19 protein-coding genes are annotated in these 22,712 nt (G+C 56.2%); 8 read left to right on the top strand and 11 right to left on the bottom strand.

The window, feature by feature from the left end; translation table 11 throughout:
• Positions 1–3: 3 nt before the first annotated feature.
• The 6 genes from NB063_RS17530 to NB063_RS17505 form a co-directional block, all read right to left on the bottom strand.
• Positions 4–993, bottom strand: a complete 990-nt coding sequence (locus tag NB063_RS17530) for a type II secretion system F family protein (protein ID WP_250930048.1) — start codon at positions 991–993, stop codon at positions 4–6.
• Between the two features lie 56 nt (positions 994–1,049).
• Entirely contained in the window at positions 1,050–2,015 is a 966-nt protein-coding gene (locus NB063_RS17525; RefSeq protein WP_250930047.1) for a type II secretion system F family protein, read from the bottom strand.
• A 104-nt stretch (positions 2,016–2,119) separates the two neighbouring features.
• Positions 2,120–3,439, bottom strand: a complete 1,320-nt coding sequence (locus NB063_RS17520; protein WP_250930046.1) for a CpaF family protein — start codon at positions 3,437–3,439, stop codon at positions 2,120–2,122.
• 154 nt (positions 3,440–3,593) lie between these two features.
• The gene (locus NB063_RS17515; RefSeq protein ID WP_250930045.1) at positions 3,594–5,411 is read right to left on the bottom strand and encodes a serine/threonine-protein kinase; all 1,818 of its coding nucleotides are present in this window, start codon (positions 5,409–5,411) and stop codon (positions 3,594–3,596) included.
• A gap of 15 nt (positions 5,412–5,426) precedes the next feature.
• Positions 5,427–7,124, bottom strand: coding sequence for a glucan biosynthesis protein (locus tag NB063_RS17510; protein ID WP_250930044.1), 1,698 nt, complete (start codon positions 7,122–7,124; stop codon positions 5,427–5,429).
• 268 nt (positions 7,125–7,392) lie between these two features.
• Positions 7,393–8,712: a glucoamylase family protein gene (locus tag NB063_RS17505; protein WP_250930043.1), complete on the bottom strand. Its 1,320-nt coding sequence runs from the start codon at positions 8,710–8,712 to the stop codon at positions 7,393–7,395.
• Between the two features lie 690 nt (positions 8,713–9,402).
• Between NB063_RS17505 and NB063_RS17500 the strand changes: the two genes are divergently transcribed.
• Both NB063_RS17500 and mdoH read left to right on the top strand, forming a co-directional pair.
• Positions 9,403–9,561 (top strand): hypothetical protein, encoded by a 159-nt coding sequence (locus tag NB063_RS17500; protein WP_250930042.1) that lies wholly within the window; start codon positions 9,403–9,405, stop codon positions 9,559–9,561.
• A gap of 322 nt (positions 9,562–9,883) precedes the next feature.
• On the top strand, positions 9,884–11,929 hold the full coding sequence (mdoH, locus tag NB063_RS17495) for a glucans biosynthesis glucosyltransferase MdoH (RefSeq protein ID WP_250930041.1): 2,046 nt from the start codon (positions 9,884–9,886) through the stop codon (positions 11,927–11,929).
• Positions 11,930–11,971: 42 nt separating this feature from the next.
• Here the strand turns inward: mdoH and NB063_RS17490 are convergent, their stop codons facing one another.
• Entirely contained in the window at positions 11,972–12,436 is a 465-nt protein-coding gene (locus NB063_RS17490) for a hypothetical protein (RefSeq protein WP_250930040.1), read from the bottom strand.
• Between the two features lie 147 nt (positions 12,437–12,583).
• Between NB063_RS17490 and NB063_RS17485 the strand changes: the two genes are divergently transcribed.
• From NB063_RS17485 to NB063_RS17460, 6 genes are all read left to right on the top strand, one after another.
• Positions 12,584–13,291 (top strand): hypothetical protein, encoded by a 708-nt coding sequence (locus NB063_RS17485; RefSeq protein ID WP_250930039.1) that lies wholly within the window; start codon positions 12,584–12,586, stop codon positions 13,289–13,291.
• A 149-nt stretch (positions 13,292–13,440) separates the two neighbouring features.
• Positions 13,441–14,403, top strand: coding sequence for a porphobilinogen synthase (gene hemB / locus NB063_RS17480; protein WP_250930129.1), 963 nt, complete (start codon positions 13,441–13,443; stop codon positions 14,401–14,403).
• Complete coding sequence (locus NB063_RS17475) at positions 14,400–15,095, top strand: class I SAM-dependent methyltransferase (RefSeq protein ID WP_250930038.1); 696 nt, start codon at positions 14,400–14,402, stop codon at positions 15,093–15,095. Before hemB ends, NB063_RS17475 begins: the two co-directional genes overlap by 4 nt.
• Positions 15,096–15,097: 2 nt before the next feature.
• Positions 15,098–16,141 carry a Gfo/Idh/MocA family protein gene (locus tag NB063_RS17470; RefSeq protein WP_250930037.1) on the top strand — a complete coding sequence of 348 codons (1,044 nt, stop codon included), beginning with the start codon at positions 15,098–15,100 and terminating at the stop codon, positions 16,139–16,141.
• Positions 16,138–16,995, top strand: coding sequence for an ATP-dependent sacrificial sulfur transferase LarE (larE, locus tag NB063_RS17465; RefSeq protein ID WP_250930036.1), 858 nt, complete (start codon positions 16,138–16,140; stop codon positions 16,993–16,995). Before NB063_RS17470 ends, larE begins: the two co-directional genes overlap by 4 nt.
• Positions 16,992–18,608, top strand: coding sequence for a serine/threonine-protein kinase (locus tag NB063_RS17460; protein ID WP_250930035.1), 1,617 nt, complete (start codon positions 16,992–16,994; stop codon positions 18,606–18,608). Before larE ends, NB063_RS17460 begins: the two co-directional genes overlap by 4 nt.
• A gap of 30 nt (positions 18,609–18,638) precedes the next feature.
• Here NB063_RS17460 and NB063_RS17455 read toward each other — a convergent pair whose 3' ends face one another.
• The 4 genes from NB063_RS17455 to NB063_RS17440 all read right to left on the bottom strand — a co-directional run bounded on the left by NB063_RS17455 (position 18,639) and on the right by NB063_RS17440 (position 22,323).
• Positions 18,639–19,142, bottom strand: coding sequence for a 6-pyruvoyl trahydropterin synthase family protein (locus NB063_RS17455; protein ID WP_250930128.1), 504 nt, complete (start codon positions 19,140–19,142; stop codon positions 18,639–18,641).
• A gap of 159 nt (positions 19,143–19,301) precedes the next feature.
• Positions 19,302–20,069 carry a peroxide stress protein YaaA gene (gene yaaA, locus NB063_RS17450; RefSeq protein ID WP_250930034.1) on the bottom strand — a complete coding sequence of 256 codons (768 nt, stop codon included), beginning with the start codon at positions 20,067–20,069 and terminating at the stop codon, positions 19,302–19,304.
• A 32-nt stretch (positions 20,070–20,101) separates the two neighbouring features.
• On the bottom strand, positions 20,102–20,719 hold the full coding sequence (locus tag NB063_RS17445; protein ID WP_250930033.1) for a metallophosphoesterase family protein: 618 nt from the start codon (positions 20,717–20,719) through the stop codon (positions 20,102–20,104).
• On the bottom strand, positions 20,716–22,323 hold the full coding sequence (locus tag NB063_RS17440) for an FMN-binding protein (RefSeq protein ID WP_250930032.1): 1,608 nt from the start codon (positions 22,321–22,323) through the stop codon (positions 20,716–20,718). The genes NB063_RS17445 and NB063_RS17440 overlap by 4 nt, the downstream gene beginning before the upstream one ends.
• Positions 22,324–22,712: the final 389 nt, after the last annotated feature.

The following is a 22,712-nucleotide window of genomic DNA, read 5'->3' as shown; positions in this document are numbered from 1 at the left end:
CGATTATTTCGCGAGCATCTGACGGTACATGTTGATCGCGGCCGGGCCGACGAGCACCACGAAGATGCCTGGGAAGATGAACAGAACGAGCGGGAAAATCATTTTCACGGCCGTCTTCGCTGCTTTCTCTTCCGCAATCTGACGACGTTTGGTTCGCATCGAATCGCTCTGCACCCGCAGTGCCGTCGCGACGCTGGACCCGAATTTGTCGGCTTGGATCAGAATCGAGGCGAGTTGCTTTAGATCGTCCACACCACTGCGATAGCCCAACGCTTGCAACACTTCGCTACGCGCCCGGCCGAACTGCAGTTGCGAGTTGGCGATACTAAACTCGATGCCAATGTTCTTGTGGCTTTTCCCCATTTCCTCGGCGACTTTTCGCAGGGCTTGGTCCATCCCCAATCCCGCTTCCACGCAAACGACCATCAAGTCGAGTGCGTCAGGCAGGCCCAGGAAGATGGATTCTTTTCGCTTGCTCGCGAGATAACCCAGCGCCAGTTGAGGGATGCCGAAGCCGACGATCATGCCGCCAAACAGCTTGATCAGCAGACCCTGCGTCATGCCATCAACGAGGAGTCCCAGCACGCCACCAAAGAACAGACCGACTCCGGTGCAAACGAGTTGAATCATCTTGAAAACGATTGGTGAACTCTCGCGTCGGAAACCCGCGTTAACGAGTTTCTCACGCAGTTTGCCCATTTCTTCTTCGTTGCCCGACACCGAATTTGCGATCGGATTAGCCGCTTTTTCTAGTGCGGCCGTCAACGCTTCATTCTTGCTGCGTGCTTTCTCTTCGGCTTCGATGTTGCGGACGCCACGCTTGGCATCCTTCATCCGGTCCAATCGCGATTCGGCAGGTTCTTGGTCGGACCCGCTCATCTTGTTGATGATCAACCACGATACCGAGGCAACCCCTAAAAAGATCGCGACGGTGGTCAGAAGCATCGGATTGATGAAGCCCGGAGCGGCGGTTTCAGCGAAGAGAGTACACATGGGAATGACGATGTATGGATATGGATGGAATGAGTAGGATCAGCGATCGTGCGAAATCAAACCTTGATCGTAATAATCTTCTTGATCACCAACGCGCCGATGATCTGCGAAACAATGGCGGCTCCGAGTGCGTATCGACCGAGTTCATCGGTGAACAGCATCATGATGTAGTCGTAATTGAGTCGTAACATCGTTAGGAACAGCACGGGCGGCAACGCCAACAGCACCGCACCGCTCATCCGGCCTTCCCCGGTGAGAGCTTGAATGGTTCCGAGAATCTGCAGACGCTCACGAACAAGGTGACCAATCTTGTCAAGGATTTCGCTGAGGTCACCGCCCGTTTGTCGTTGCAGCAGCACGGCTGTGGCGAAGAAGCGAATGTCCATGTTGGGAATCCGCTCCGCCATGTCCTCGATCGATTCATCGAGTGGAATGCCGAACTTTTGTTCCTCGTAGCATCGCTTGAATTCGGTCGCCAACGGTGCTTCCATTTCTTCGCCCACCAAACCAAAGCCGGCTTGCAGCGAGTGACCGGCACGAAGTGATCGCCCGAGCAATTCAAGGGCTTCAGGAATCTGTTGACCAAAGCGGGCCAAGCGTCGTTTGCGTTTGAAGAGCACCACGCACAAGGGCAGTGTCGAGAGCACGAGTCCCAACATCGGACCGAGCAATGCCGGCACGGGTGTCACCACGCAGATCACAACACCCGCGAGGAAACAAAGGCCGGTCATCCCCATGAATTGCACCATCGAAAGCTTCATGTCGGCTTGTTCGATGTACTTGTGAATCGCGGGAACATGATTGCTCACGCGATCGAGTAGCGACGCAGCTTTGTCCATCTCGTCGACCAGCAACAACGACGGCGATTTTTCGGCACCACCGCCACGGTTTTTGGACGCCAAAGCGGCTAGGCGATCTTCAGTCGCCGTCGTCTCTTCGGACGGCATCAAGACCGACGCGGCGAATGCCACCATCGCGGCGACAAACACTCCGACGGCAGCAATGATTATGAGCGATGACATGTGAGAACTAGGTCTGAGTACAAGAGGTGAGAACAGAAAAACAAAGGGCGATTACGTGAGGCCGGTTTGGAACGCCGGCCTCCGTCACCACGCCTCCCTACTGATTAGGCTTCCATCATGATGCGTTCGCGGAAGGCGCTGCTAGGTAAACGCACGCCTGCCGATTCGAGCTTGCTCATGAATCCAGGGCGAACACCCGGGCATTCGAACACGCCGTGGGCTTTGCCTTCTTCGTTGATTCCGATTTGTCGATAACGATAGATGTCTTGCAACACGATCGTGTCTTGCTCCATCCCGACGACTTCGGTGATCGCCGTCACACGACGCGGGCCACCTTGCAATCGGTTGGCTTGGATCAGAACGTCGACGGCACCGGACACTTGCTGACGAATCGCTTTGACGGGCAGGTCGAATCCGGCCATCATGACGAGCGTTTCGAGACGGGCGATCGCGTCACGTGGCGTGTTCGCGTGAATCGTCGTGAGCGATCCGTCGTGACCCGTGTTCATCGCCTGCAACATGTCGAGTGTTTCACCACCACGGCATTCCCCGATGATGATCCGCTCAGGACGCATCCGGAGGGCGTTTTTCACCAGATCGGTTGCAGTCACCGCTCCGGTTCCTTCAATGTTCGCCGGGCGGGTTTCCAACCGGACAACGTGATCCTGTTGCAGTTGCAACTCGGCCGCGTCTTCGATGGTCACAATCCGGTCGTCGTGTCCAATGAACGATGAGAGCGTGTTGAGCAGCGTCGTTTTACCCGAACCCGTACCACCAGCGATGATCATGTTTAATCGAGCTTTGATACAACCTTCGAGCAACATCACCATCTCAGGTGTGAACGCACGGTAGTTGAGCAAGTCTTCGAGCTTCAGCGGATTGCTGCCGAATCGACGAATCGAAACCGCGGCACCATCAAGCGCCAACGGTGGAATGATCGCGTTGACCCGCGATCCGTCCTCGAGTCGAGCGTCGACCATTGGACAGGTTTCGTCCACGCGGCGACCGACCTTACTGACGATCCGGTCGATGATTTGCAGCAGGTGCTTGCCGTCGCGGAATTCCACGTCGGTCTTCTGCATCTGGCCGCCCTTTTCGACATAAATGTTCTTAGGGCCGTTGATCAGAATGTCGCTGACCTTGGGATCCTTGAGGATCAATTCGAGGGGGCCAAGGCCGAATGTTTCGTCGAGAACTTCGTCGACAATCCGTTCGCGTTCTTGACGGTTCAAAAGAGTGTCTTCAGCATCACAAAGATGCTCGACGACCATCCGGATTTCACGTTTGAGCGTATCGCCTTGCAAATCACCCACGCGGGAAAGGTCGAGTTTATCGACCAACTTGCCGTGGATGCGCCGTTTGATTTCTTCGAATTGTTCTTGGCGACTGGTTTCTGGCCGGACGGTGGCGGTGTTCGTGCGCATATGGTGCTTTCCTTTGCGAGATGTCTGAATCGACCCACGCAAATGTACGACGCGTTTGATGACACACCGTCATATGGCAAACAACACAAACCCTTTGCGACAGAGAAACCTAGCCGATCACGTCAAAAATAGCGGTTGTACCGATCAAACGGATTCACTCGTTGACGGAGTCCCGCGATTCGGTGGGAATGCGCGGTGCGGCATAGCGTCGCGCGAGCACCGACATGGCAATCATCCAACCGGTCCCGAGTAACAGCGGACTGACCCGCGGCCACGCGGCGCTGCCGACGGCAATCGCGAAGAACATCAACCCGGTAATGGCGTTGCCTCCCCACAAGTGACCCGCCATCGCGAGAAACCCAAATCCGCTGAGCACGCCCGCCAGCACCATCACGTCGGAATGATCGAAGTAACCGAACGCCCAGAAACCGTTAATCATCGTGAGGGTCGCCAAATACCCGAGCCAAATCGACCAAACCGGGCGTTCGGCGACACCGCGAGGCATCCATTGTCCGTCGCGCGCATAGTGAATCGTCCACGCGATTCCCGCCAACATGAACATCCGCGGGAGGAAGTAGCCCAAAAACGAACTGCTGCTCCATGCCGATAACAACATCGACTCACGCACCTCGGTGGTCATCGATTCTTGGATCACAAACATCAGTGTGTGAGCGACCAGGACCACGATGCCGATTCGCGTCAACGCACGTCCCCAATTGGCGAACGAGGCCTGGTGCTGATCTCGGGCGAGTTCACGGGTGACCTTCGAGACGATCCCGTCATTGCCCGCCGTGGGAGGTTCGCCGGCCAACACGCGATCCAAATCATCCGCAAAATCATCCGCCCATCGATATCGCTGAGCGCGCTCGGGAGCCATCGCACGCGACAACACATGCTCGAGATCCGCGAGTTCAGGCAAACGTGGCATCCCGCCAGGCCAGGTCAACCGCAGCGATGGCGCGTCCGAACATAACACGTTTGAGAGAACTTCCGCAGTCGATTGACCGCGATGCGGTGGGCTACCGGTCAGCAATGCAAACAGAATTCCTCCAATCGAATAGATGTCCGTTGCTGAGGTGACGTCGGATTCCCCTCGGGCTTGTTCAGGACTCATGTAATGTGGCGTGCCGAGAATCTGTCCGTCGAGCGTCACCCCCGGCTCATCGCGGTGCCATTTTGCCAACCCGAAGTCGACAATTTTCGGCTGCCCTTCATCGTCAATGAGTACGTTGTCGGGTTTGAGATCGCGATGAATGATCCCCCGGCGATGAGCGTACGCTACCGCTCGGGCGATGTCTCTCGCCGTCGCGATCGATTGCCGAATCGCATCGCGTTCTTCCGAATCGCAAAACTGAGATCGCGGTTCGTCGGCGATGGATTCGAGATGTTTCTTTCGCGAGTTAACCTGAACCTGCAAGGATCGACCGCTCACCAGCGGCATCACGAAATAATCCATACCACGCCAACAACCGATCGCGTGGATCGGCAAGATGTTGGGGTGGGATAAAGCTGCCGCGGCCTCTGCCTCGATCCGGAATCGCATCTTGAGTTCGTCATCGGCGAGCAGGCCGTCGCTGATCAACTTCACGGCCACGTCGCGCCGCAAGCTCTGCTGCGTCGCTTCGTAGACCGTTCCCATTCCTCCGCGAGCGATCTCGCGTTTGAGTAAGAAATCGTCTAGCAATTCGCCGATGAGGCTTGGCGAAGATTCCGATGGCCCCGGATCGAGCCATTTCTGGTTCGCCAAAAAGCTTCGCAGAGGTTCGGCGTGCTGCGGATAGCGATCGGCGATCTGGTCGAGCCGAATTGGCCGCCCGGCTTCGTGACGTTCGATAAAAAAGGCCAATACCGATTCAAGACTCGCGTTTTTCCCGAGCGGAATCGGATCGTGCAGCGTCGTTTGCTCCGCAACCTCGTGCGGGTCGGCTGAATCGCCTGTCGTGCTGCGTTTCGGATCGGAGGCATGGTTCATCCCCCCGATTCTAGCTTACTCCTGACGGGTATAAACGGCGGGATACACGAATGTCGGCGTCTCATGGGGGCAGAGGTAGCGAAACGTCTCGCTGGCCGGTCTACCGGAAGAATCGTTTAGCAGCAGCTCGATCTCGATCGGTGCATCTTCCGTCGGCTCAAACACCAACTCCACGAGACAACCCTGTAACGTCTGCGTGACTCGTTGGTCGAGCTTTTTGCCGCGAATCAATTGCACCGATTCGACCAGTTCTTGGTCCGCGACAGTATTGGTTTTCTGACTCGTCGCAGTCGCAACGCCGGCATCTTCCCCATCGTGTGCGTCGGAAAGTCCAAAGTTCACTTTCAATGTGATCTGTTTTTCGTCGCGCACGACGTCGAACTCGCGGCAGGTCAACATGCTCGTTCCGTTCTCAGTGATAGGCACGACCGCCGATCGCAACGCGGATTCATCAGAAAAGAAAAACACCGAGTAGTTCAGCATCATCGGCTCGCTCGCGACCACGGGCGAATCGCTGACGAAGTAAGCGCCGATGTTGTCGATCCCCTCGTGAGCCCCGGGGATTTCGAGCAACTCAATTCGCCCCGGACCCCACGACTCGTTCGGACGAACCCAAACGCTCGGTCGCTCGTGATAGCGGGCGTTGGAATCGAGGTAGTGTTCAAAGTTGCGATCGCGCTGCAGCAATCCGAATCCTTTGACTTCGTCGATCTTCGTGCTCGTGACCGAAGGATATGGCAACCGTGCCAGCCCACGCCACTGCCATCCGTCGTTGTAATGAATGAGAAGGCCGTCGCTATCGTGAACTGAGGGACGCTCGTCTTTTTCTGGCCCCTTCAATCCATCACCCCATATCCACATGCTCGTCAAAGGAGCGAGCGCAAGCTTGTCGGGCGTCTGACGGAAATAGAGACTCGCTCGTACATCGAGTTGCGAAACCTTCTCGCCGGGATCGAAGTGGAATTCATACGCACCGCTGAGGCTTGGGCTATCCAACAAGGCGAGCGCACAAACGGTTTGATCCCCGGGGGCCGGCTCCTGCACCCAAAACGCCCGGAAGTCAGGGAACTCCTCGTCTTGGTTCATGCCGATGTTGACGGCCAGACCTCGTGCAGAGGTTCCATAGACGGTGTCCGACGAACGCGATCGAAAATAACTCGAGCCCAGAAACGTCAGCAACTCCTGGGGATCGCCACCTCGCTGAAATCGGCCTGCGATTTTCAAACCCGCATAGCCGACTGACGGAGGAATCCGCAGGTCAGCGGCGACACCGCCGAAGTTGAATTGAGACGGGTGATACTTAACTTCGGTGGCGAGCCCGGTCCGTGAGCGGCGATCGAGTTGGTAGACATCGACCCGATCTTGCTGAACAAACCCGCGATGAAAGAACTCAACCCAGAACGGGTGTCTTGAATCATTCCATACGCCTTGATCATGGCGAAACTGGATTTCCCGGTACTGGTCGTAATTCATGTTCGCCAGAACCGGGATCAATGGCGGTTCGGGAACATAGCTGGATGCCGCGGTCTGTCTCGCGAGCTCTTGCAGGTCGGCGAAGCTGGAGACGCGTCGTTCGGGTTTCTCATCGAAGCTTGCCGATACAGCCGGAACCTTCTTGACGGTGATGGTTTCAGGACGCTCGGCCCAACCAGGCACACAAGCATGGAACACAACGAACCAAGTCAAACACAGAAGCAATTGAGGGGGACGCATGACGCAGACAAGAAAAGAGGAGGAGCGATTGAGGCAAAACGCTGTCCTCTCGCAGTAGCGAATTGTGCGCCGAAAATGCTCGAATCACCAGCTTCCTTCATCTCCGATCCAGCGATGAATCCGCTTCTCACATGTCCGCCCGAAAGCCGACGATCATCGACGCGATCACACTACCTTATGCCGCTGCGACGGTGCGCAGACGCCCGTTGTTTCGCGGGCGGCTCGGAGCACGCATAAGAGAGGCTCACGAGCGACGCAATAACACGATTTAGGCTGGTGTGAATCCGGCCAGGCGGAATGCCCGTTGCGGCAGCGGATGCTTCATGAAAGCGCTCCATACCCCACCACTGCGTAGATTTTCAGCCATCAGCAAAGAAATGCCGGTATCGATCCCAATCACGTCGCGGCTGACCCAACCCGTGGCCGGATTGAACGCGTTTGCAAACCCGTATCGACCGTAAATCTGGTCACCGAATTGATCGCGTTGATGTTCCAATGTTGAAACTGCCAATTCGGGGACGATCGCCAACCCGCCTGCCGAAGCGCTCGGCACGATGGTTCCGTCGATGCCACGATCCGGTTCGAAGCGGTTGTCTTCGTACGGTCCGCCCCAATCGCGATAGCCCGATACGGAATCGCTGCTCGTGATCCCCCAAAGCTGCTCGCCATAATGGCCGAGATCCTGTGGGAAACGGTCGGCGAGTCGCGACAAAAATTCGATCTGAGCGTGATGAGCCGTGATCGAATTCTTCCAGTAGCTACGACCGCTCGGGCTTCGCACGTTTCGGAAATCGAAGAACGCCATCGGATACTGGTGAACGAATAGCGGCGGGTAGCTCAAGAACGACTCACCGTGATGAACGAGCAAACGGTCGCGTTTCCAGGCTTTCCAAGCCGAAGGATCGATCGCGTGATTGGGCGCGCCGATCGCCATCAAAACAAGAATCGTCAGTTCACTGAAACGGTCCCATTGATACGGCAATAGCCCTTGCTCGGGCGTCCATCCCATGTGCAGACAATTCCCTTCCCCGAGCATCGATTGCCAGTTCGTCCGGCCGATCAATTCTTGGCAAAGGTTTTTGATCTCGATGTCGTCCCCAAACGTCGTTTCGCAACAGATCACACCTGCCAACATCAGGGCGGTATCGACCGTCGACGCCTCACTGTTCATGCGACGGTCGCCATCGGTGCGGCTGATGAAGTGATAGACGAACCCGTTGTGATGTTGGGCGAGGTCGACGAGTGAGCGGAGCATCGTCCGGGAACGCTCCCTTGCGCTCTCAAAGCTTTCGAGTCCCGAAGCGGGCGCGATCGCATAGGCCGCCAACCCAAAGCCACAACTCGCTGAACTGGCGTGTTCACTAAACCCGCTTCCGTCGCGCATCCCGCGATCACTCACCAATCCGGTTGATGGGTCCGCGGCGTCGATAAAATATTGATAGCACCGCTTGCGCAAATCAGTTAAGAAATCGGTGCTCGACACAGTAGAAGTCTCGCCGAAGGTTGCTCCGCTCATTAGCGGAACGCTAGCAACCGCAACGCTAGAAAGGAATCGACGGCGCGTCAATGCGCTGGAAAGATGCGACATTGCAAGTTCCAAGTGAGACGAAAGGCGGGAGGCAGGCGAGGCAGGAGTAACGAAGGGATCACGAACATAGAGAAATGACCCAAGCGGCGTCAAGATGTCCTTAAATCTCGTTTACGGGATCGGTTCGTTCCATTGCGTGCGTTTGCTACGACAATGGGTTCCTGTCTGTTCACGAGAACGCATGCGCCCTGCTTAATTTTGGAGCATTTTCCGCCAAACGCTCAATAAGTGGAAGGCATTCTGGTCATTTTACGATCACGTTTGGATCGAATGACAAACGGCCAAGGCCCACTATTGAAATAGCTTGCAATTTCCAGCCGCAAAGAACTTCCAATCATCTTTGTCTGGAATTCATTGCATGGTTGTCTTCGAATACCTCGATCGCCGCCTTAGGTGGTTCAGGGGCGCGATAAGAAAAGACGCGTCGGCAACCACAAAGACAAAGCTGTTCATGTCAGAGGCAACTGCCGATACCCATTTGTGCCTTTGGCACACGCTTTGAAGTATTAGCAAAGCCGTCGGCAATAACGACGTGCGGGACGTCAACGCTTCTCCAAGTCCCGATCCTCATCTCACAAAAAAGGTGCCCAGATGGACACGAACAACAAATTAAACACAAACAACGCAATAAGCACGCAATCCGCAGACTCCACCAGGAGACGAAGCGTGCCGCCCATTATTCAAAGATCCATGAACCACCCCGAACCGATACGGATGGCGGGACCGTTAAGGTTGGATTGGTGGGCACGCTCGATCGCGGATGGATCCCAAATGATCCTACGTTTCCTCATGGTTCCGCAAGGCGGATCGTTTAGCGTTCTTAACGACTCGACACGTCGCGGTCGCTAACGGACGTGCTGTCGTACGCGCAGCGACGATGGGAAACTCCCGTCTGATCAGCAGAGTGTTATCTGTGTTCAACAGACGGGTTGGAATGTTCTCGTCGTCGCGTGCTGCCGTCGCATCAGTCTCTGATTTCGTTTGCTTCTGACTGTTGCGTCTTGAAATTGTTCCGCGAGGCTAGCAGTGATGCTCTGCCTCGCTTGGAAGCATCGTTCGTCTAACAACAAGTTTTCAAACTTGGCACAACGTTCGCATCAACCACGCCGTCGATGCACGGACGTGCAATTTTGCAAGGACGTCTCCTCTTCACTTTTAAAGTCGGTATCCCATGGCCACTTCTGACCCCGCTGTTTGTGAGTCGTCTCCTAACATCGTGTTCGTCCGATCGAGAGTGATCGGTATGTCGTTGCTGATCTGGCTCGTGGGCTGTTTGACGTTTTATTCCATCACCATTGCTGATGGTTCGACTCGCTTCTTTGAATCGCTGAGCATGCTGCTCTTTAGCGTGCTGTTTGGCTGGATTGCGTTTTCGTTCTCACTGGCGATGGAAGGTTTTTTTGGAAAGCTCCAATCGGTATCGGCCGGTCCACCGTCCCCGGCTGAAGCACCACGGGCTTCGTCAAATCGCACCGCGATCCTGATGCCCGTTTACAACGAATCACCTACAAGAGTTTTTGCCGCCGTCGCCGCGATGCGGGAACAATTGTTGGAAAGCAACCGGGCCGGAAAATACGATTTCTTTGTGCTCAGCGATTCGACGGATACCGATGTTTGGCTAGAAGAAGAGTGGTGTTGGTCCGAGCTCGTCGAACGGTTGGGCGATATCAACGTCGACACCGACCCGGCCTCGGACCAGATCGGGATTTACTATCGTCACCGATCCGAAAACACCGCTCGGAAAGCAGGCAATGTTGCAGACTTCTGTGAAAACTGGGGTGTCCACTATCGCTACATGATCGTTCTCGATGCCGACAGTCTGATCGCGGCTCCGACAATCAACGAAATGGTCCGCCGGATGGACGCGGATGATGCGATTGGCATTCTACAGGTGCCCCCGGTACCGGTTGGTCGCCAATCGTTGTTTGCCCGATTGCAGCAGTTCGCTGCCGCGGTGTATGGGCCGATGTTCGCCGAAGGATTTGACCGCTTTGCGGGCGATCGTGGCAATTACTGGGGGCATAACGCGATCATTCGTACGGCCGCTTTCATGCGTCACTGCAGTTTGCCAATACTCAATGGCCTGCCACCGCTCGGCGGTGAAATTCTCAGCCACGATTTCGTGGAAGCCGCGCTGATGGTCCGCGCGGGTTGGAAGGTCAAGTTGGCCAACGACCTGAGCGGCAGTTACGAAGAATGTCCGACGACCCTTTTGGATTTCGTCAAACGCGATCATCGGTGGTGCCAAGGCAACCTCCAGCATTGGCAGATCATGTTGGCCGAACGGATCCATCCCGTTTCTCGTTTGCACTTTTTCAGCGGGATTCTTTCCTATGTCGCCGCACCTTTGTGGTTGTTGTTCCTTGCTACGACGGTTATCGCCGCCGTCGTGAATGCCCAACTCGGAGGGGATTCCATTGCTCCGGACACGACGACGATGTGCGTCACGCTTTTTGTCGGTTCAATGGGGTTGCTGTTGCTTCCCAAAGTATTGGCAATCGCCACGGTCTGCATGAACAGCGAGCTACGTAAACGCCTCGGCGGGGTGCCAGCGATCTTATTCAGTTCGACGTTCGAAACCATCGCGTCGACGATTCTGGCGGGAGTGATCGCGATCTACCACGCTCGATGCGTGGTCTCTGTACTCACCGGACACAACGTTAAATGGAATGCCCAGCAACGCTCCGAGACTGGCGTCTCGTGGTCGGAAGCCACCGCGCAGATGTGGGCATTGACGCTGTTGGGAATCATTACCACCGTCGGCCTCGCATCGGTGGAGCCCGGATGGCTGATTTGGTTTTCACCGTTGCTGATCGGTTGGACGTGTTCCATTCCGATTGCGGTCGCCATGGGGAGTCGCGCCGTCGGCAGAAAACTCGCCAAGCTGGGCTTGCTCCGCATCGTCTCTGAACGCTACCCCGAACCGATCCTGTCACGCCACCAGCACTGGGTTTGTGAACTCACGGCAATGCGTGGCGAACAGAAGCACGAGAGTCTTTTTGAACGACTGTTCCGTGATCCCAAGTTTCGAAACCAGCACATCGAGATCTTGCGATCGGCGGCCAACGACCGACGCGTACCATCCGATGCACCCGAGTGGGAAACCCGCTGCCAACCAAATCTGGACGCGTCAAAGATCGAGAAACCGATCCGGCGACGGCTGTTGTGTGACGACGAATGGGTAGAGAGCATCGGATCGAACTCGCAGGCGAACTGAGACGCTGCCTGAATGGTTGACACCCTACGAGTTGTTCACGTCTTACGAGGCGTTCGAATCGTCGGGGGTTTGGTCCTGAGTGATTGTTCCAGCCTGCCCGCTCTCCTCGTCACCGACTGCCTGAATCTGATTGTCGCCGCCTTCCGCCTGTGGGACGGCATTTTCAGTTTCCCCGTCAATTTCGATTGATGGGCTCGCATCGTTTTCGCTGTTCAGTTTCCTGAGCTTGCGTTCGGCCCGTTTGGCGACGTGCTCCGCTGCCATCTCTTCGATGGTCCTAATCTGATCGGGCTCTGTCTTGTCAAATTGTCTCTGGTAGAGAAACTCGATGAACTCGACCAGCGGCAATTTCCAGGGTTGCTTGTCACGGTTGGCGTAGCTGCCGAATTTCTTGGGACTCAACCCCAGTTCTCTCGCCATTTGAACATGCTTGTGGGAGAGATGAAACTTTCTTCGAACGTCAATCCAGGGTTGAAATTTGTGGGGAATGCGTTGTTTTTTGGGCATAGGGAGAGCGATCGAGGGCGGGCGTTTGGCACCGCGAGGGAATTTCGGTTGGCAACCATCTGCTGCCTGATTTTCGAGACATGATACTCTACAATATCCCGAGCGTATCTCCCACACAGACCCCCCCTCTCCCTCCAGTTCCCCACCATGCGAAAAATGTCTCATCGAGGGTCCATCGCCCTCTACGCTGGCTTGTACAGCATCGCACTCTCGGCGTTCGCGGTTCCGTCTGCACTTCATGCGGAGGATACCTCGGTTGCAACGCCAAATGCCGATGGAAAAGTAGTCTTTCAAGACGATTTTGAATCGGGGACCGGATCTTGGGAAACCTTGGATCCAGGAACCTGGGAATTGGCAGAACGTGACGGGAATCACACGCTGGCAATCACGGCGCGGCAGTCTGATTATGTGCCGCCCGTGCGCAGTCCATTCCATGTCGCGTTGGTCAAAGACCTCGAACTCGAGAGCGTCGAGATCAACTTCCGAGTTCGCAGCACCAAGGACACCGGCAATCACCGCGATTGCTGCGTGTTCTTTAACTACCAAGACGACCAGCATTTCTACTACGTGCATCTCGGGGCGAAACCCGATCCACACAGTGGACAAATCATGATCGTCAACGAAGCTCCACGTTTGGCGATCACGCAAAACGAAAAACCGACACCGTGGGACGACGATTGGCATCACGTACGCGTTGTGCGAATTGTCGAAACCGGTGCGATCGACGTGTATTTCGACGACATGGAAACGCCGCATCTGAGCGTGATCGACAAAAGCTTCAGCAAAGGACGGGTCGGCATCGGCTCGTTCGATGACATGAACGAATTCGACGACGTCGTTGTCAGTGCCCGCTAGGGTGTGTCGCAGTTTGATGTGTCGCGGTATGATTTTTCCTTTTCCTGGCTGAGCGTTTTACCAATTCGCCAGGCAGGATTTTTGCCCCCTTTTGCGACCTGCTTACGCCTGTGCCTTACCCCGCTCGTGCACCGTTCCCCGCCACCCGCATGCGCCGTGTCCGGGCTCATGATTGGACCCGCCGCCTCACCCGCGAGAACACCCTGAGTGTTGATGACTTAATCTGGCCGTTATTCGTTTTCGACGGACTGGGAACTCAACCGATCCCAAGCTTGCCGGACGTCTCGCGGTTGGGAATTCCCGAAGCTCGTGATGCCGCTCGCCGCGCCGTCGATCTTGGCATTCCCGCGATCGCACTCTTTCCGGCGACTGATCCGAAATTGAAGACGGAAGACGCTCGCGAAGCGATTAACGAGGACAATCTTGTTTGTCGCGTGACCCGTGAGATCAAGTCGGCTGTGGGGGATTCGTTGGGAGTGATCCTTGACGTCGCGTTGGATCCTTACAGCAGTCACGGGCAAGACGGACTGGTTCGCGACGGTCGCGTCCTCAACGACGAAACCGTCGACATGCTGTGTCAGCAAAGTATCGTGCAGGCCAACGCCGGTTGTGACATCATTGCTCCGAGCGACATGATGGACGGGCGAATCGGACGCATTCGCGAAGCACTCGACACGGCCGGACACACCGACGTCCAAATCATGTCGTACGCGGCGAAGTATGCCAGTGCGTTCTACGGCCCATTCCGCGACGCGGTGGGCTCAGCCGCCAATCTCGGTGCCGCTGACAAGAAAACCTATCAGCAATCGCCTGCCCAAAGTGACGAAGCGATTCACGAAGTCGCGTTGGATTTGGCCGAAGGTGCCGATTGCGTCATGGTTAAACCGGGAATGCCATATCTGGACATCGTCGCGAGAGTGAAACAGTCCTTTGGCGTTCCCACCTACGCCTACCAAGTCAGTGGTGAGTACGCGATGTTGCGTGCCGCCGCCGATGCCGGATGGCTCGATCGAGATGCCGTGATGATGGAAAGTCTGCTGGCGTTCAAACGTGCCGGTGCCGACGGAATCCTTACTTACTTTGCCGACGCCGCCGCGGAGCTACTCAAATGAGTTCAGACACATCCCACGAATCGGCTCCGCATCACTCGGCTCCGTTTGCCTTCCCGTGGCATTGGGAGGACACATTGATTGCAGGTAAAATCCGCCCCCTCGCCGCCGCTTCGGATCCCGATGGCATGTTGCTCGACGCCTGCCGTCGGCAAGACGACGGCGAAGAAGGTGTGATTGATCCTTTTTGGGCGACAACGTGGCGTGCCGCCTCGGGGCTGGATCGATTTCTCGACCGCGTTGATATCCACGGCAAACGAGTTCTCGAAGTCGGCTGTGGTACGGGGCACGCCGGCATCGCCGCCATCCTGCGTGGCGCCGAAGTGACGATGACCGATGGCGTTGCCGATCCGCTGCATCTCGTCCGATTGAGTTTGTCTCGATTGGGTCTGAAAGCAGACGTTCGGGTGCTTCGTTTGGGCGAAGATAAACTCTCCGGCGAAAAGTTCCCGTTTATCCTCGGCAGCGATGTCACGTACCTGCGTGATCTCTGGCCGGTGCTCCTCGTTTCCGCTGACGAACATTTGGCCGAAGGAGGAGAACTTTTACTCAGTGATCCGTTCCGAGTCATTGGCAACGAGTTTCGTGAATGGCTCAAAGATTTTCCAGCGTGGGAGTACCGGGAGGAATCGATCACGCTCGACGATGACCCGGAGCACCCGATTCGCATCATGCGTCTGACCCGGAGGGCATAATCATGCGAGCGGCAATCCTCGGCGTCGGTTTTATGGGGTGGATTCATTCGCTCGCGTATCGCCGCAGCGAAAACGCCCAATTGGTCGGTTTCGCCAGTCGAGACTCGGCCAAGCGAGATGGCGACTGGTGTGGTATCCAGGGCAATTTCGGCCCGCCTGGGGAACGTATTGATGTTTCAGAGATGATCGTTTGCGAAAGCCTTGATGGATTGCTCGCTGATGATTCCATCGACCTCATCGATATCTGCTTGCCACCGCATTTGCACGTCGAGGCGGTAACGAAATCACTGGCGGCGGGCAAGAGTGTGCTTTGCGAAAAACCGCTCGCTCTTTCAGCTTCGGCGGCGGCGGAGTTGACGGCGATGGCCGCCCCCGGGCAATTGATGGTTGGCCACATTTTGCCGTTCATGCCTGAGTACACGTTCTTGACCGATGCCGCCGCGAGCGGACGGTATGGTGCAATACTCAGCGGTCGGTTCCAACGAACTATCGGACCGCCTGACTGGGTTCCCGGTTTCTACAAAATGTCTCGTGTCGGCGGACCGTTGCTGGATTTGCAAATCCATGATGCGCATCTGATCCGCATGTTGTTCGGCATGCCCACGGCCGCTCACACCGTATCGCACTGCGTTTCGGAGGTTCCGAAACGTTATGAGACGGTTTTAGATTATGATGGTTTTGTCGTTTCGGTTGCCGGCGGCGTGATCGATTCCCCCGCCCGTCCTTTTACCCACGGATTTGAAGTCTCGTTCGAAAAAGCAACTCTAAGATTCGAACATGCTGCCTACTCCGACGGAACGTCGGACTCGATCCCGTTGGTTGTCATGCACAACAATGGAAAACTGGAACGGCCTGTCCTTAAAGACTCTGACCCGATTGACGCATTCGTGGCGGAAGTGGACTGGGCGGCACGCGTCGTCGCGGGCGAAGAGATCCCGCCCGCGCTTGATCCTAAACTTGCCACCGACGCTCTGAAAATCTGTGAGATGCAGATGCCTGCCGCACTGGTCCCCTCGTCGAACGGCTCTTCAGTAACGGCCAAATGAACGCTACGAAATCATCAACGTTTTCCTCCACCACGGAGAGACTGATCAGCCATCTCCATGGTCTAGGCAACGTGGTGATTGCGTTTTCTGGTGGCGTCGACAGCAGCGTGGTGGCGGCCGCGGCATTCGAGGCGATCCGGCGACACGGTGGTCACAACTGCGTCGCTGTCACGGCTCGGTCGCCGTCGTTAGCGAGCTGGCAGGCTGACCTCGCATTCCGTGTCGCCAGCGAAATTGGGATCGAACATCGGTTTGTCGCGACGGACGAAATCGAGCGGCCCGGATATGTCCGCAATCACTCCGATCGATGCTTCTACTGCAAGCAGACTCTTTACGAATTCCTACAGCCGATCGCGACAGAGCGAAACGCAGTCATCCTTTCAGGAACCAACGCAGACGACTTGGGCGACCACCGTCCTGGCATCCGCGCCGGTCAAATCGCGTCGGTGCAAACACCGCTGGCGGATCTCGGGATCACCAAACCGATGGTTCGCGAAATCGCTGCATCCCTCGGGCTGAGTAACTTCGACTTGCCGGCTTCACCATGCCTGTCTAGCCGAATTGCATACAATGTCGAGGTAACGCCGGAGCGACTGGCACGGATCGACGCCGCCGAAGCATGGCTTCGTTCCCATGGAATCGAAGACCTGCGGGTCCGACTGCATCACGGGGATCTCGCGCGGATCGAAGTCACGCCTCAAAATTTCTCGCGGATCATTGAACTGCAAACTCACGAATCGTTATCAGAAAAATTGGTCGCTATGGGTTTTACGAACGTCACCTTAGACTTGCGAGGACTGCGCAGCGGCAGTCTTAACGAAGGTCTTGTCACACTTTCGATTGAACGGTCATGAGCGATCTGATCGGATGCCGCATCGGCGATTACCAAGTGCTCCGCCGCTTAGGCAGCGGCGGAATGGCGGATGTGTACGCAGCCCGCCAACTGACCCTGCAACGGGACGTCGCCCTCAAGGTCCTGAAGTCGGTCACGCAAAATGACGACGATCACCTCAAGCGTTTTCGCCGGGAAGCGCAAGCGGCGGCTCGGCTCAATCATCCGTCGATCGTGCAAATCTACGAGTTCGGCGAAGTCGACGGGGTGCACTTCATCGCCCAGGAACTCGTCGATGGCATCAATTTAAAGCAAGCCCTTGATCGCGACGGGCCGTTCTCGACCGAGCACGCGGTGGAGGTCCTTCGGAACGTCGCCTGCGCGCTCGATTTGGCTCATCAAAGCGGCGTGACCCACCGGGACATCAAGCCCGAAAACATCATGTGGGGCCATCACAATACGATCAAAGTCACCGACTTTGGTTTGGCTCGGATGCTAACGCAGGTGGACTCAAGCACCGCGAATTTGACTCGGGCCGGTTTAACTCTCGGTACTCCGCGATATATGAGTCCCGAGCAAATCCAAGGTCAAACCGTTGACGCCCGCAGCGACCTGTATTCGCTCGGGGTCACGATGTATCACTTGCTCACCGGGTCGCCTCCTTATGAAGCGGACGAACCGCTCGCGTTAGCGATCAAGCATTTGCATGAGATGCCGCGTCCGCTCGACCATGTGCGCGGAAACGCCGACTTGCCCGCCTGGCTGGTCTCGCTCGTGATGAAGTGTTTGCAGAAATCGCCTGACGCGCGGTTTGAATCTGCGGCCACGTTGCTGGAGGTGATCGATACCCATTGCCCGGCCATATCGAGTGCATCACGAACCGTCGTTTCCGACACGGTTGCTACGACGCAAACACGGGCAAGCGGAAACACCCCCGCTGCTGGATCTGGTCCTTCTCCTTCTGATGTTCGCAACGCCGGTGCGCAATTGGGGCTGACGGTCCCGCAGGGCATCGGCGTCAGTTCGGTCACGCTGCAGTTGCAGCGAGCGACCGATCTTGTGCGAGCGACGCAGCGTCGTCGTGCGCGTCGTTTGATGTTCTTTCGCATGCTATTCCTCGTCGCGACGGTTCTCTGTGGTGTCGCCGGATGGTTCGCCGCGAACGCGTCGCGTCCCGATTCGATCGCCAGGGAACTTCGCGGCCCCATCGTCGCTACCGCCGCGTCGATCGAGCAGCAATACTTAACCGCCCTCACTCGAAACGACGTCCCCGCATGGCGAGCGGTGCTCTCCTTTCCGGCGGCGCCGGATTCACCCCAGGAAGACTATCACGACAAAGCCAAGCTGCAGTTAGCGAGGCTTTACATCGATCAAAAAGAGTACGCCGATGCAATCCAATTGCTCAATGAGCTAGAAGCCTCATCGTCAGTCAAGCCCTTGTATCAAATCCTTGCTATGGTCCATCGGCACACCATTGCGGTGGCGACTGGCGATGTGCGTGAAGCCTCGCGTCTCAAAACTCAGATCAGTGGTGATCTCAGTTCATTAGCAACCGACAACCCGGCTGCGGCCGAAATGTTTCGCCGTGTCGTTCCTGAATCGGATCGGCTCGCCCTCGGTCTTGTCGGTTACTAGAGCTGGCCGTCCGGCATGACGGGCGCTAGCTCATTCGTTGTCGATTTTCCACGGCAAGCGGCAGACGCCCCATTGGCCACAGTTTTCGTCGACGGCGACCTCGATCCAGCTCAACGCGTCGCCGAACTGTTCAGCTGTTTGTTCGCGAACCCGCTCGGCGATTACCCTCGCGATCTCCTCGGCCGTTGTGTTCACAACCGGCAAGATGACCGCGTCTTCATTGGGAAAAACCCAGCGTCGTTCGCGAAAACGCACCGTCGTTTCGGTTTCGTCTTGCGACACCAAGATTTCACGGTGATCACGAGGCAAAATCACGTGATGATCGAACTGCTGAGTTTGCAACAGCACCGCATCACGAAGTGCAATGAAGTCGACCACGTAGCGGTTCTCATCGAGCGGCCCCTCGACGCTGACTCTCACTCCGTAATTGTGACCATGGATGCGTTCACAAATGTCACTGGCGAAGGTAATGAAATGAGCAGCCGAAAAAACAAACTGCTCTTTGCTCACATCAACACGAAACGTTGGTTGCATCATCGGTAGACCAGAGGCAGAAAGAAATTGGCAAAACAGGATCAGACGCGGAATGATGCGTTGTAGCCGCTGGGTGTGAATTTAGACACCACCCGGCATCCAATACCGTTCATCTCCGGATACGGCGGCAATGCACCGGGGCTCGCTCCGCAAACGCACTCAGCCTCTCAGGAAGACCGGGACTTTCTTGGTCGATGATTCCTCATCATACCGATAATCATCTTCAGCAAACTGGATGAGTTTTGCCATTGTCTTCACACGATTTCGAATCACCCAGGCGGCCATCGTGCCCCGAGCTTTCTTGGCAAAGAAGCTGATCATCTTGTACTTGCCGTTCTTCAGTTCCTTGAATGCCGGCGCCACAACCGGTGCCGGCAACGCCTTCGCATCGACGCAGCGGAAGTATTCGTTTGATGCCAAATTCAGCAAGAAACGTGACCCGTTAAGTTGCATCTGTTTCACAACCGAGGCCGTGACGCGGTCACGCCAGTACGCGTACAAGTCTTTCCCACGAGAATTCGGCAACGGTGTTCCCATCTCGAGCCGATAGGGCAGGATCCGGTCGAGTGGCCGAAGGATCCCGTACAGTCCTGACAAGATCCGAAGCTGTTCCTGAGCCACGTCGAGTTGCTTTTTCGTGAGCGTGTCCGCCTGCAATCCCTGATACACGTCGCCCTGGAATGCAAAGATCGCTTGTTTTGAACCTTCGACCGGAATCGGCGCCATCCAATCCTGATACCGCGCGTGGTTGAGCTCCGCGAGCGACTCGCTGACGCCCATCAGATCGCGCAACGACGCCGGTGTCTGCTGCTTGAGCAACTCTGCAATTTCAACACTGTCGTCGATGTATTCAGGCTGCGTTGAGGTTTTGAATTTAACCTGGGACTCAAAGTCAAGAGTTTTCGCGGGTGATAGTAGGATCAGCATGTGGTTGGTTTTCTAAGAGGTGCGATGCGAAATCATACATCCACGTCAATGATCGTTCCGCGCGGTCCCGCGTTGATGATCAGTGACTCACCGACCCGCACCTGTTTTCCCCAATCGCTGTGGATGTGACCACAGACGACGAGTTTTGGCGAGCATCGTTCGACGCAATCGCGAATGCTTTGGCTGCCACGGATCCGCCCGCTGCTGTCGTGGTCGACCGTATCAATCGGCGGTGAATGCGTGACGAGTATCCCACCAACCCCGCAATCCGCCAACATCTCCGCAGCCCGATCTTCGTCGAAATCGTAGCTCCAATCGCCAAATGGGGTGACTGGAATCCCTCCTCCCACGCCCCACATCTCCACGTCGACTCCGGCTGTTTCAATCTTCTGGCCGTTACCGTGAAGCACGACTGCGGATTTCCATCCTGTCACGGCGTCACGCAGTTCTTCAAGCGTTTCTCCGTTGCCCGGCACCAACACCGTCGGCAATTCGATGACGCTGAGAATGTCGAGCGTATCGGCGAGTCCTTTGTGTTGGTTCGCGAAATCTCCCGCACCGATGACGAGGTCCGCATCCGCCGCCAGATGGACGAGGTTCCGCGCCGCGTCTTGATCACGATGCAAATCGCTGAAACAGAGCACTTTCATAACCACCAAACCTTGATGAGGGAAATCGTTAGAAGCAGAACAAGGCCGATATCAAATCGACCGATCCGATGGCTCGCCGATGTGCGGCGCAGGTAGCCCAAGAGGAATCCAGTCGGACATCCCAAGCGGCAATACACCATCGGTACACGTAGTGAAACAAGAAGAGTGGCAACGCACAACACCACACTCGATACGGCAGCCATCGGCCACAGGTAAGCATGAAACGGTTCGAGCCCTGAGACGTCACTCTCGGGACGCCATAACAAAACGAGATACGCGATCGCCAGCGTCATCGGTGCCAGATAAGAAAGACGCCGCGACCAACTCGCCGATAATGACAGATGTCGTCGCGATTTGGCGGGCGGCCGAACCAATTGTTGAATCGCACCATGCGGGCAGAGATGATTGCAATAAGGATTCCCTCGCGTCAGTGGAGGCATCGCGAGAGCCGTTGCTAACAGGGCGAGCAAGCCGACCGCCAAATACCAACACACGCCCGACGAGGCCCAGCCCATGATCAACGAAAGCGAAATCAAATTTCCTGTCCATAATCCGATCGTGATCACGACCAGCATCAACCACGCCGTCCGCAGTCGTCGCCGTCGCATCACACCCGCGGCGGTCAACAACCACAGCAAACCCAGCATCCCGATAACGCAAACATCCCGGCTTGTTACACGGATTTTCGAGACCACACCAGCGATCGACTCCCACGACCAGGGTGCCGGAGGTGGCTGCGTCCAGCGGTCAAGCCCGCCCAGCGATTCGATCTCCTTCGCGATCTTCGGCATCGAATCAGCGATCGCCAGACTTGTCATGGTTGCGCCCGAGACACCCTCCACACCATCTGCGACCGGATCCCAGTGAGCCAATTCGCCGAGCGTTTTTCCACGAAACGTATTCCAGAAAGACGCTTCGTCGCGGACATAATCCACATACGGCTCATTGTCGAGCGACTTGCGAATCCGCAATTCCTGCACCGTTCCGGTTGGATCGACGGAAATCAGTAGTTCGGTTGGTCCTTGATAGCCGATCACATCATCCGAAAACGGACCGCTGCGGATCACAACGTACTGCAGCGTTCCGGTTTCGTCACGAACAACCGCGACAGGATCCGCTGCCTCAAAGTCCTCGGGCGGAAGCTCTGCATCAAATTCATCCGGCTGCAACGGCTGGTCAAACAACAGCGAACCGCTCGACGACTTGCCCAGCCTCGCAAAAATGCCCTCCGCCATCGCCAAACTCGTCAGAGTCGCTCCGCTGACGCCGTCGACTTGCGGTGTGTTCCCCTTTTGATCGACCGCGTTCCAGGTCAGTCCTACAAATTGCGAGAGAAACTTCGCATCCGCTTCGACAGCCGTGACGTGTTCGTCGGTATCGTGACTGTGCAAGACGCCCACCGCCGTGATGACATCATTCTCATCCATCACGAGCAAGGCTTCGGTCGGCCCGCGGTACCCGCGTGACCCCGCAGCATTCGGCATCGTGCGTGCTACCCACCGCGGTTGATCGTCATCACGCACTTGAACGGCCCACATTCCGTTCTCGTTGGGCTTTTCATCCAAACTCGACGCGGACGTTATGAGCTGGAGAACGGCATCCATTGGAGGCGATGTGACGTGTTCCTTATCAAACGTCCCGGTCACAAGGGGGCGGTGAGGTGAAGGTAGCAGCGCGAACAACTCCGCCACCATCAACACGCGAGCTGCATGCACCGACGCAGCTAGCAAACGCCGACGCTTTGCTCGCGGTAATGTGGCATCACCGGAGGAATGTACGATGGGAAGTGGCTGACTACTCAAACGCGATCACTATCAAAAATCCAATTCACGAATGCAAAGCTGCTATCTTGACCAGGTAATTGCGGGTAAGTCAATTCGAGAGAAACACTGTGAAGGTGCCGACTGAACGCAGGCTGCGATCGGCTCACATCGATCGATGGCAGGCTGCACATCCTTATCAACCCGCAATCAATCGACCTAACGTTGAAACG

Origin of the sequence: Aporhodopirellula aestuarii, assembly GCF_023701485.1 — a bacterium.
In the GTDB taxonomy this organism is placed as follows: Bacteria; Planctomycetota; Planctomycetia; order Pirellulales; family Pirellulaceae; genus Rhodopirellula; species Rhodopirellula aestuarii.
The sequence above is the reverse complement of the archived record's forward strand: the minus strand, read 5'-3'. Positions and strand labels throughout refer to the sequence as shown.

Excerpts from the sequence above, each read along its gene's own strand:
- NB063_RS17485 (WP_250930039.1), top strand. The coding sequence starts at position 12,584 with ATGCGAAAAATGTCTCATCGAGGGTCCATCGCCCTCTACGCTGGCTTG.
- NB063_RS17490 (WP_250930040.1), bottom strand. The coding sequence starts at position 12,436 with ATGCCCAAAAAACAACGCATTCCCCACAAATTTCAACCCTGGATTGAC.
- NB063_RS17460 (WP_250930035.1), top strand. The coding sequence starts at position 16,992 with ATGAGCGATCTGATCGGATGCCGCATCGGCGATTACCAAGTGCTCCGC.
- NB063_RS17500 (WP_250930042.1), top strand. The coding sequence starts at position 9,403 with ATGAACCACCCCGAACCGATACGGATGGCGGGACCGTTAAGGTTGGAT.
- NB063_RS17510 (WP_250930044.1), bottom strand. The coding sequence starts at position 7,124 with ATGCGTCCCCCTCAATTGCTTCTGTGTTTGACTTGGTTCGTTGTGTTC.
- NB063_RS17515 (WP_250930045.1), bottom strand. The coding sequence starts at position 5,411 with ATGAACCATGCCTCCGATCCGAAACGCAGCACGACAGGCGATTCAGCC.
- NB063_RS17520 (WP_250930046.1), bottom strand. The coding sequence starts at position 3,439 with ATGCGCACGAACACCGCCACCGTCCGGCCAGAAACCAGTCGCCAAGAA.
- NB063_RS17455 (WP_250930128.1), bottom strand. The coding sequence starts at position 19,142 with ATGCAACCAACGTTTCGTGTTGATGTGAGCAAAGAGCAGTTTGTTTTT.
- NB063_RS17475 (WP_250930038.1), top strand. The coding sequence starts at position 14,400 with ATGAGTTCAGACACATCCCACGAATCGGCTCCGCATCACTCGGCTCCG.
- NB063_RS17470 (WP_250930037.1), top strand. The coding sequence starts at position 15,098 with ATGCGAGCGGCAATCCTCGGCGTCGGTTTTATGGGGTGGATTCATTCG.
- NB063_RS17505 (WP_250930043.1), bottom strand. The coding sequence starts at position 8,712 with ATGTCGCATCTTTCCAGCGCATTGACGCGCCGTCGATTCCTTTCTAGC.
- NB063_RS17525 (WP_250930047.1), bottom strand. The coding sequence starts at position 2,015 with ATGTCATCGCTCATAATCATTGCTGCCGTCGGAGTGTTTGTCGCCGCG.
- hemB (WP_250930129.1), top strand. The coding sequence starts at position 13,441 with ATGCGCCGTGTCCGGGCTCATGATTGGACCCGCCGCCTCACCCGCGAG.
- NB063_RS17445 (WP_250930033.1), bottom strand. The coding sequence starts at position 20,719 with ATGAAAGTGCTCTGTTTCAGCGATTTGCATCGTGATCAAGACGCGGCG.
- NB063_RS17530 (WP_250930048.1), bottom strand. The coding sequence starts at position 993 with ATGTGTACTCTCTTCGCTGAAACCGCCGCTCCGGGCTTCATCAATCCG.
- larE (WP_250930036.1), top strand. The coding sequence starts at position 16,138 with ATGAACGCTACGAAATCATCAACGTTTTCCTCCACCACGGAGAGACTG.
- NB063_RS17440 (WP_250930032.1), bottom strand. The coding sequence starts at position 22,323 with ATGGATGCCGTTCTCCAGCTCATAACGTCCGCGTCGAGTTTGGATGAA.
- mdoH (WP_250930041.1), top strand. The coding sequence starts at position 9,884 with ATGGCCACTTCTGACCCCGCTGTTTGTGAGTCGTCTCCTAACATCGTG.
- yaaA (WP_250930034.1), bottom strand. The coding sequence starts at position 20,069 with ATGCTGATCCTACTATCACCCGCGAAAACTCTTGACTTTGAGTCCCAG.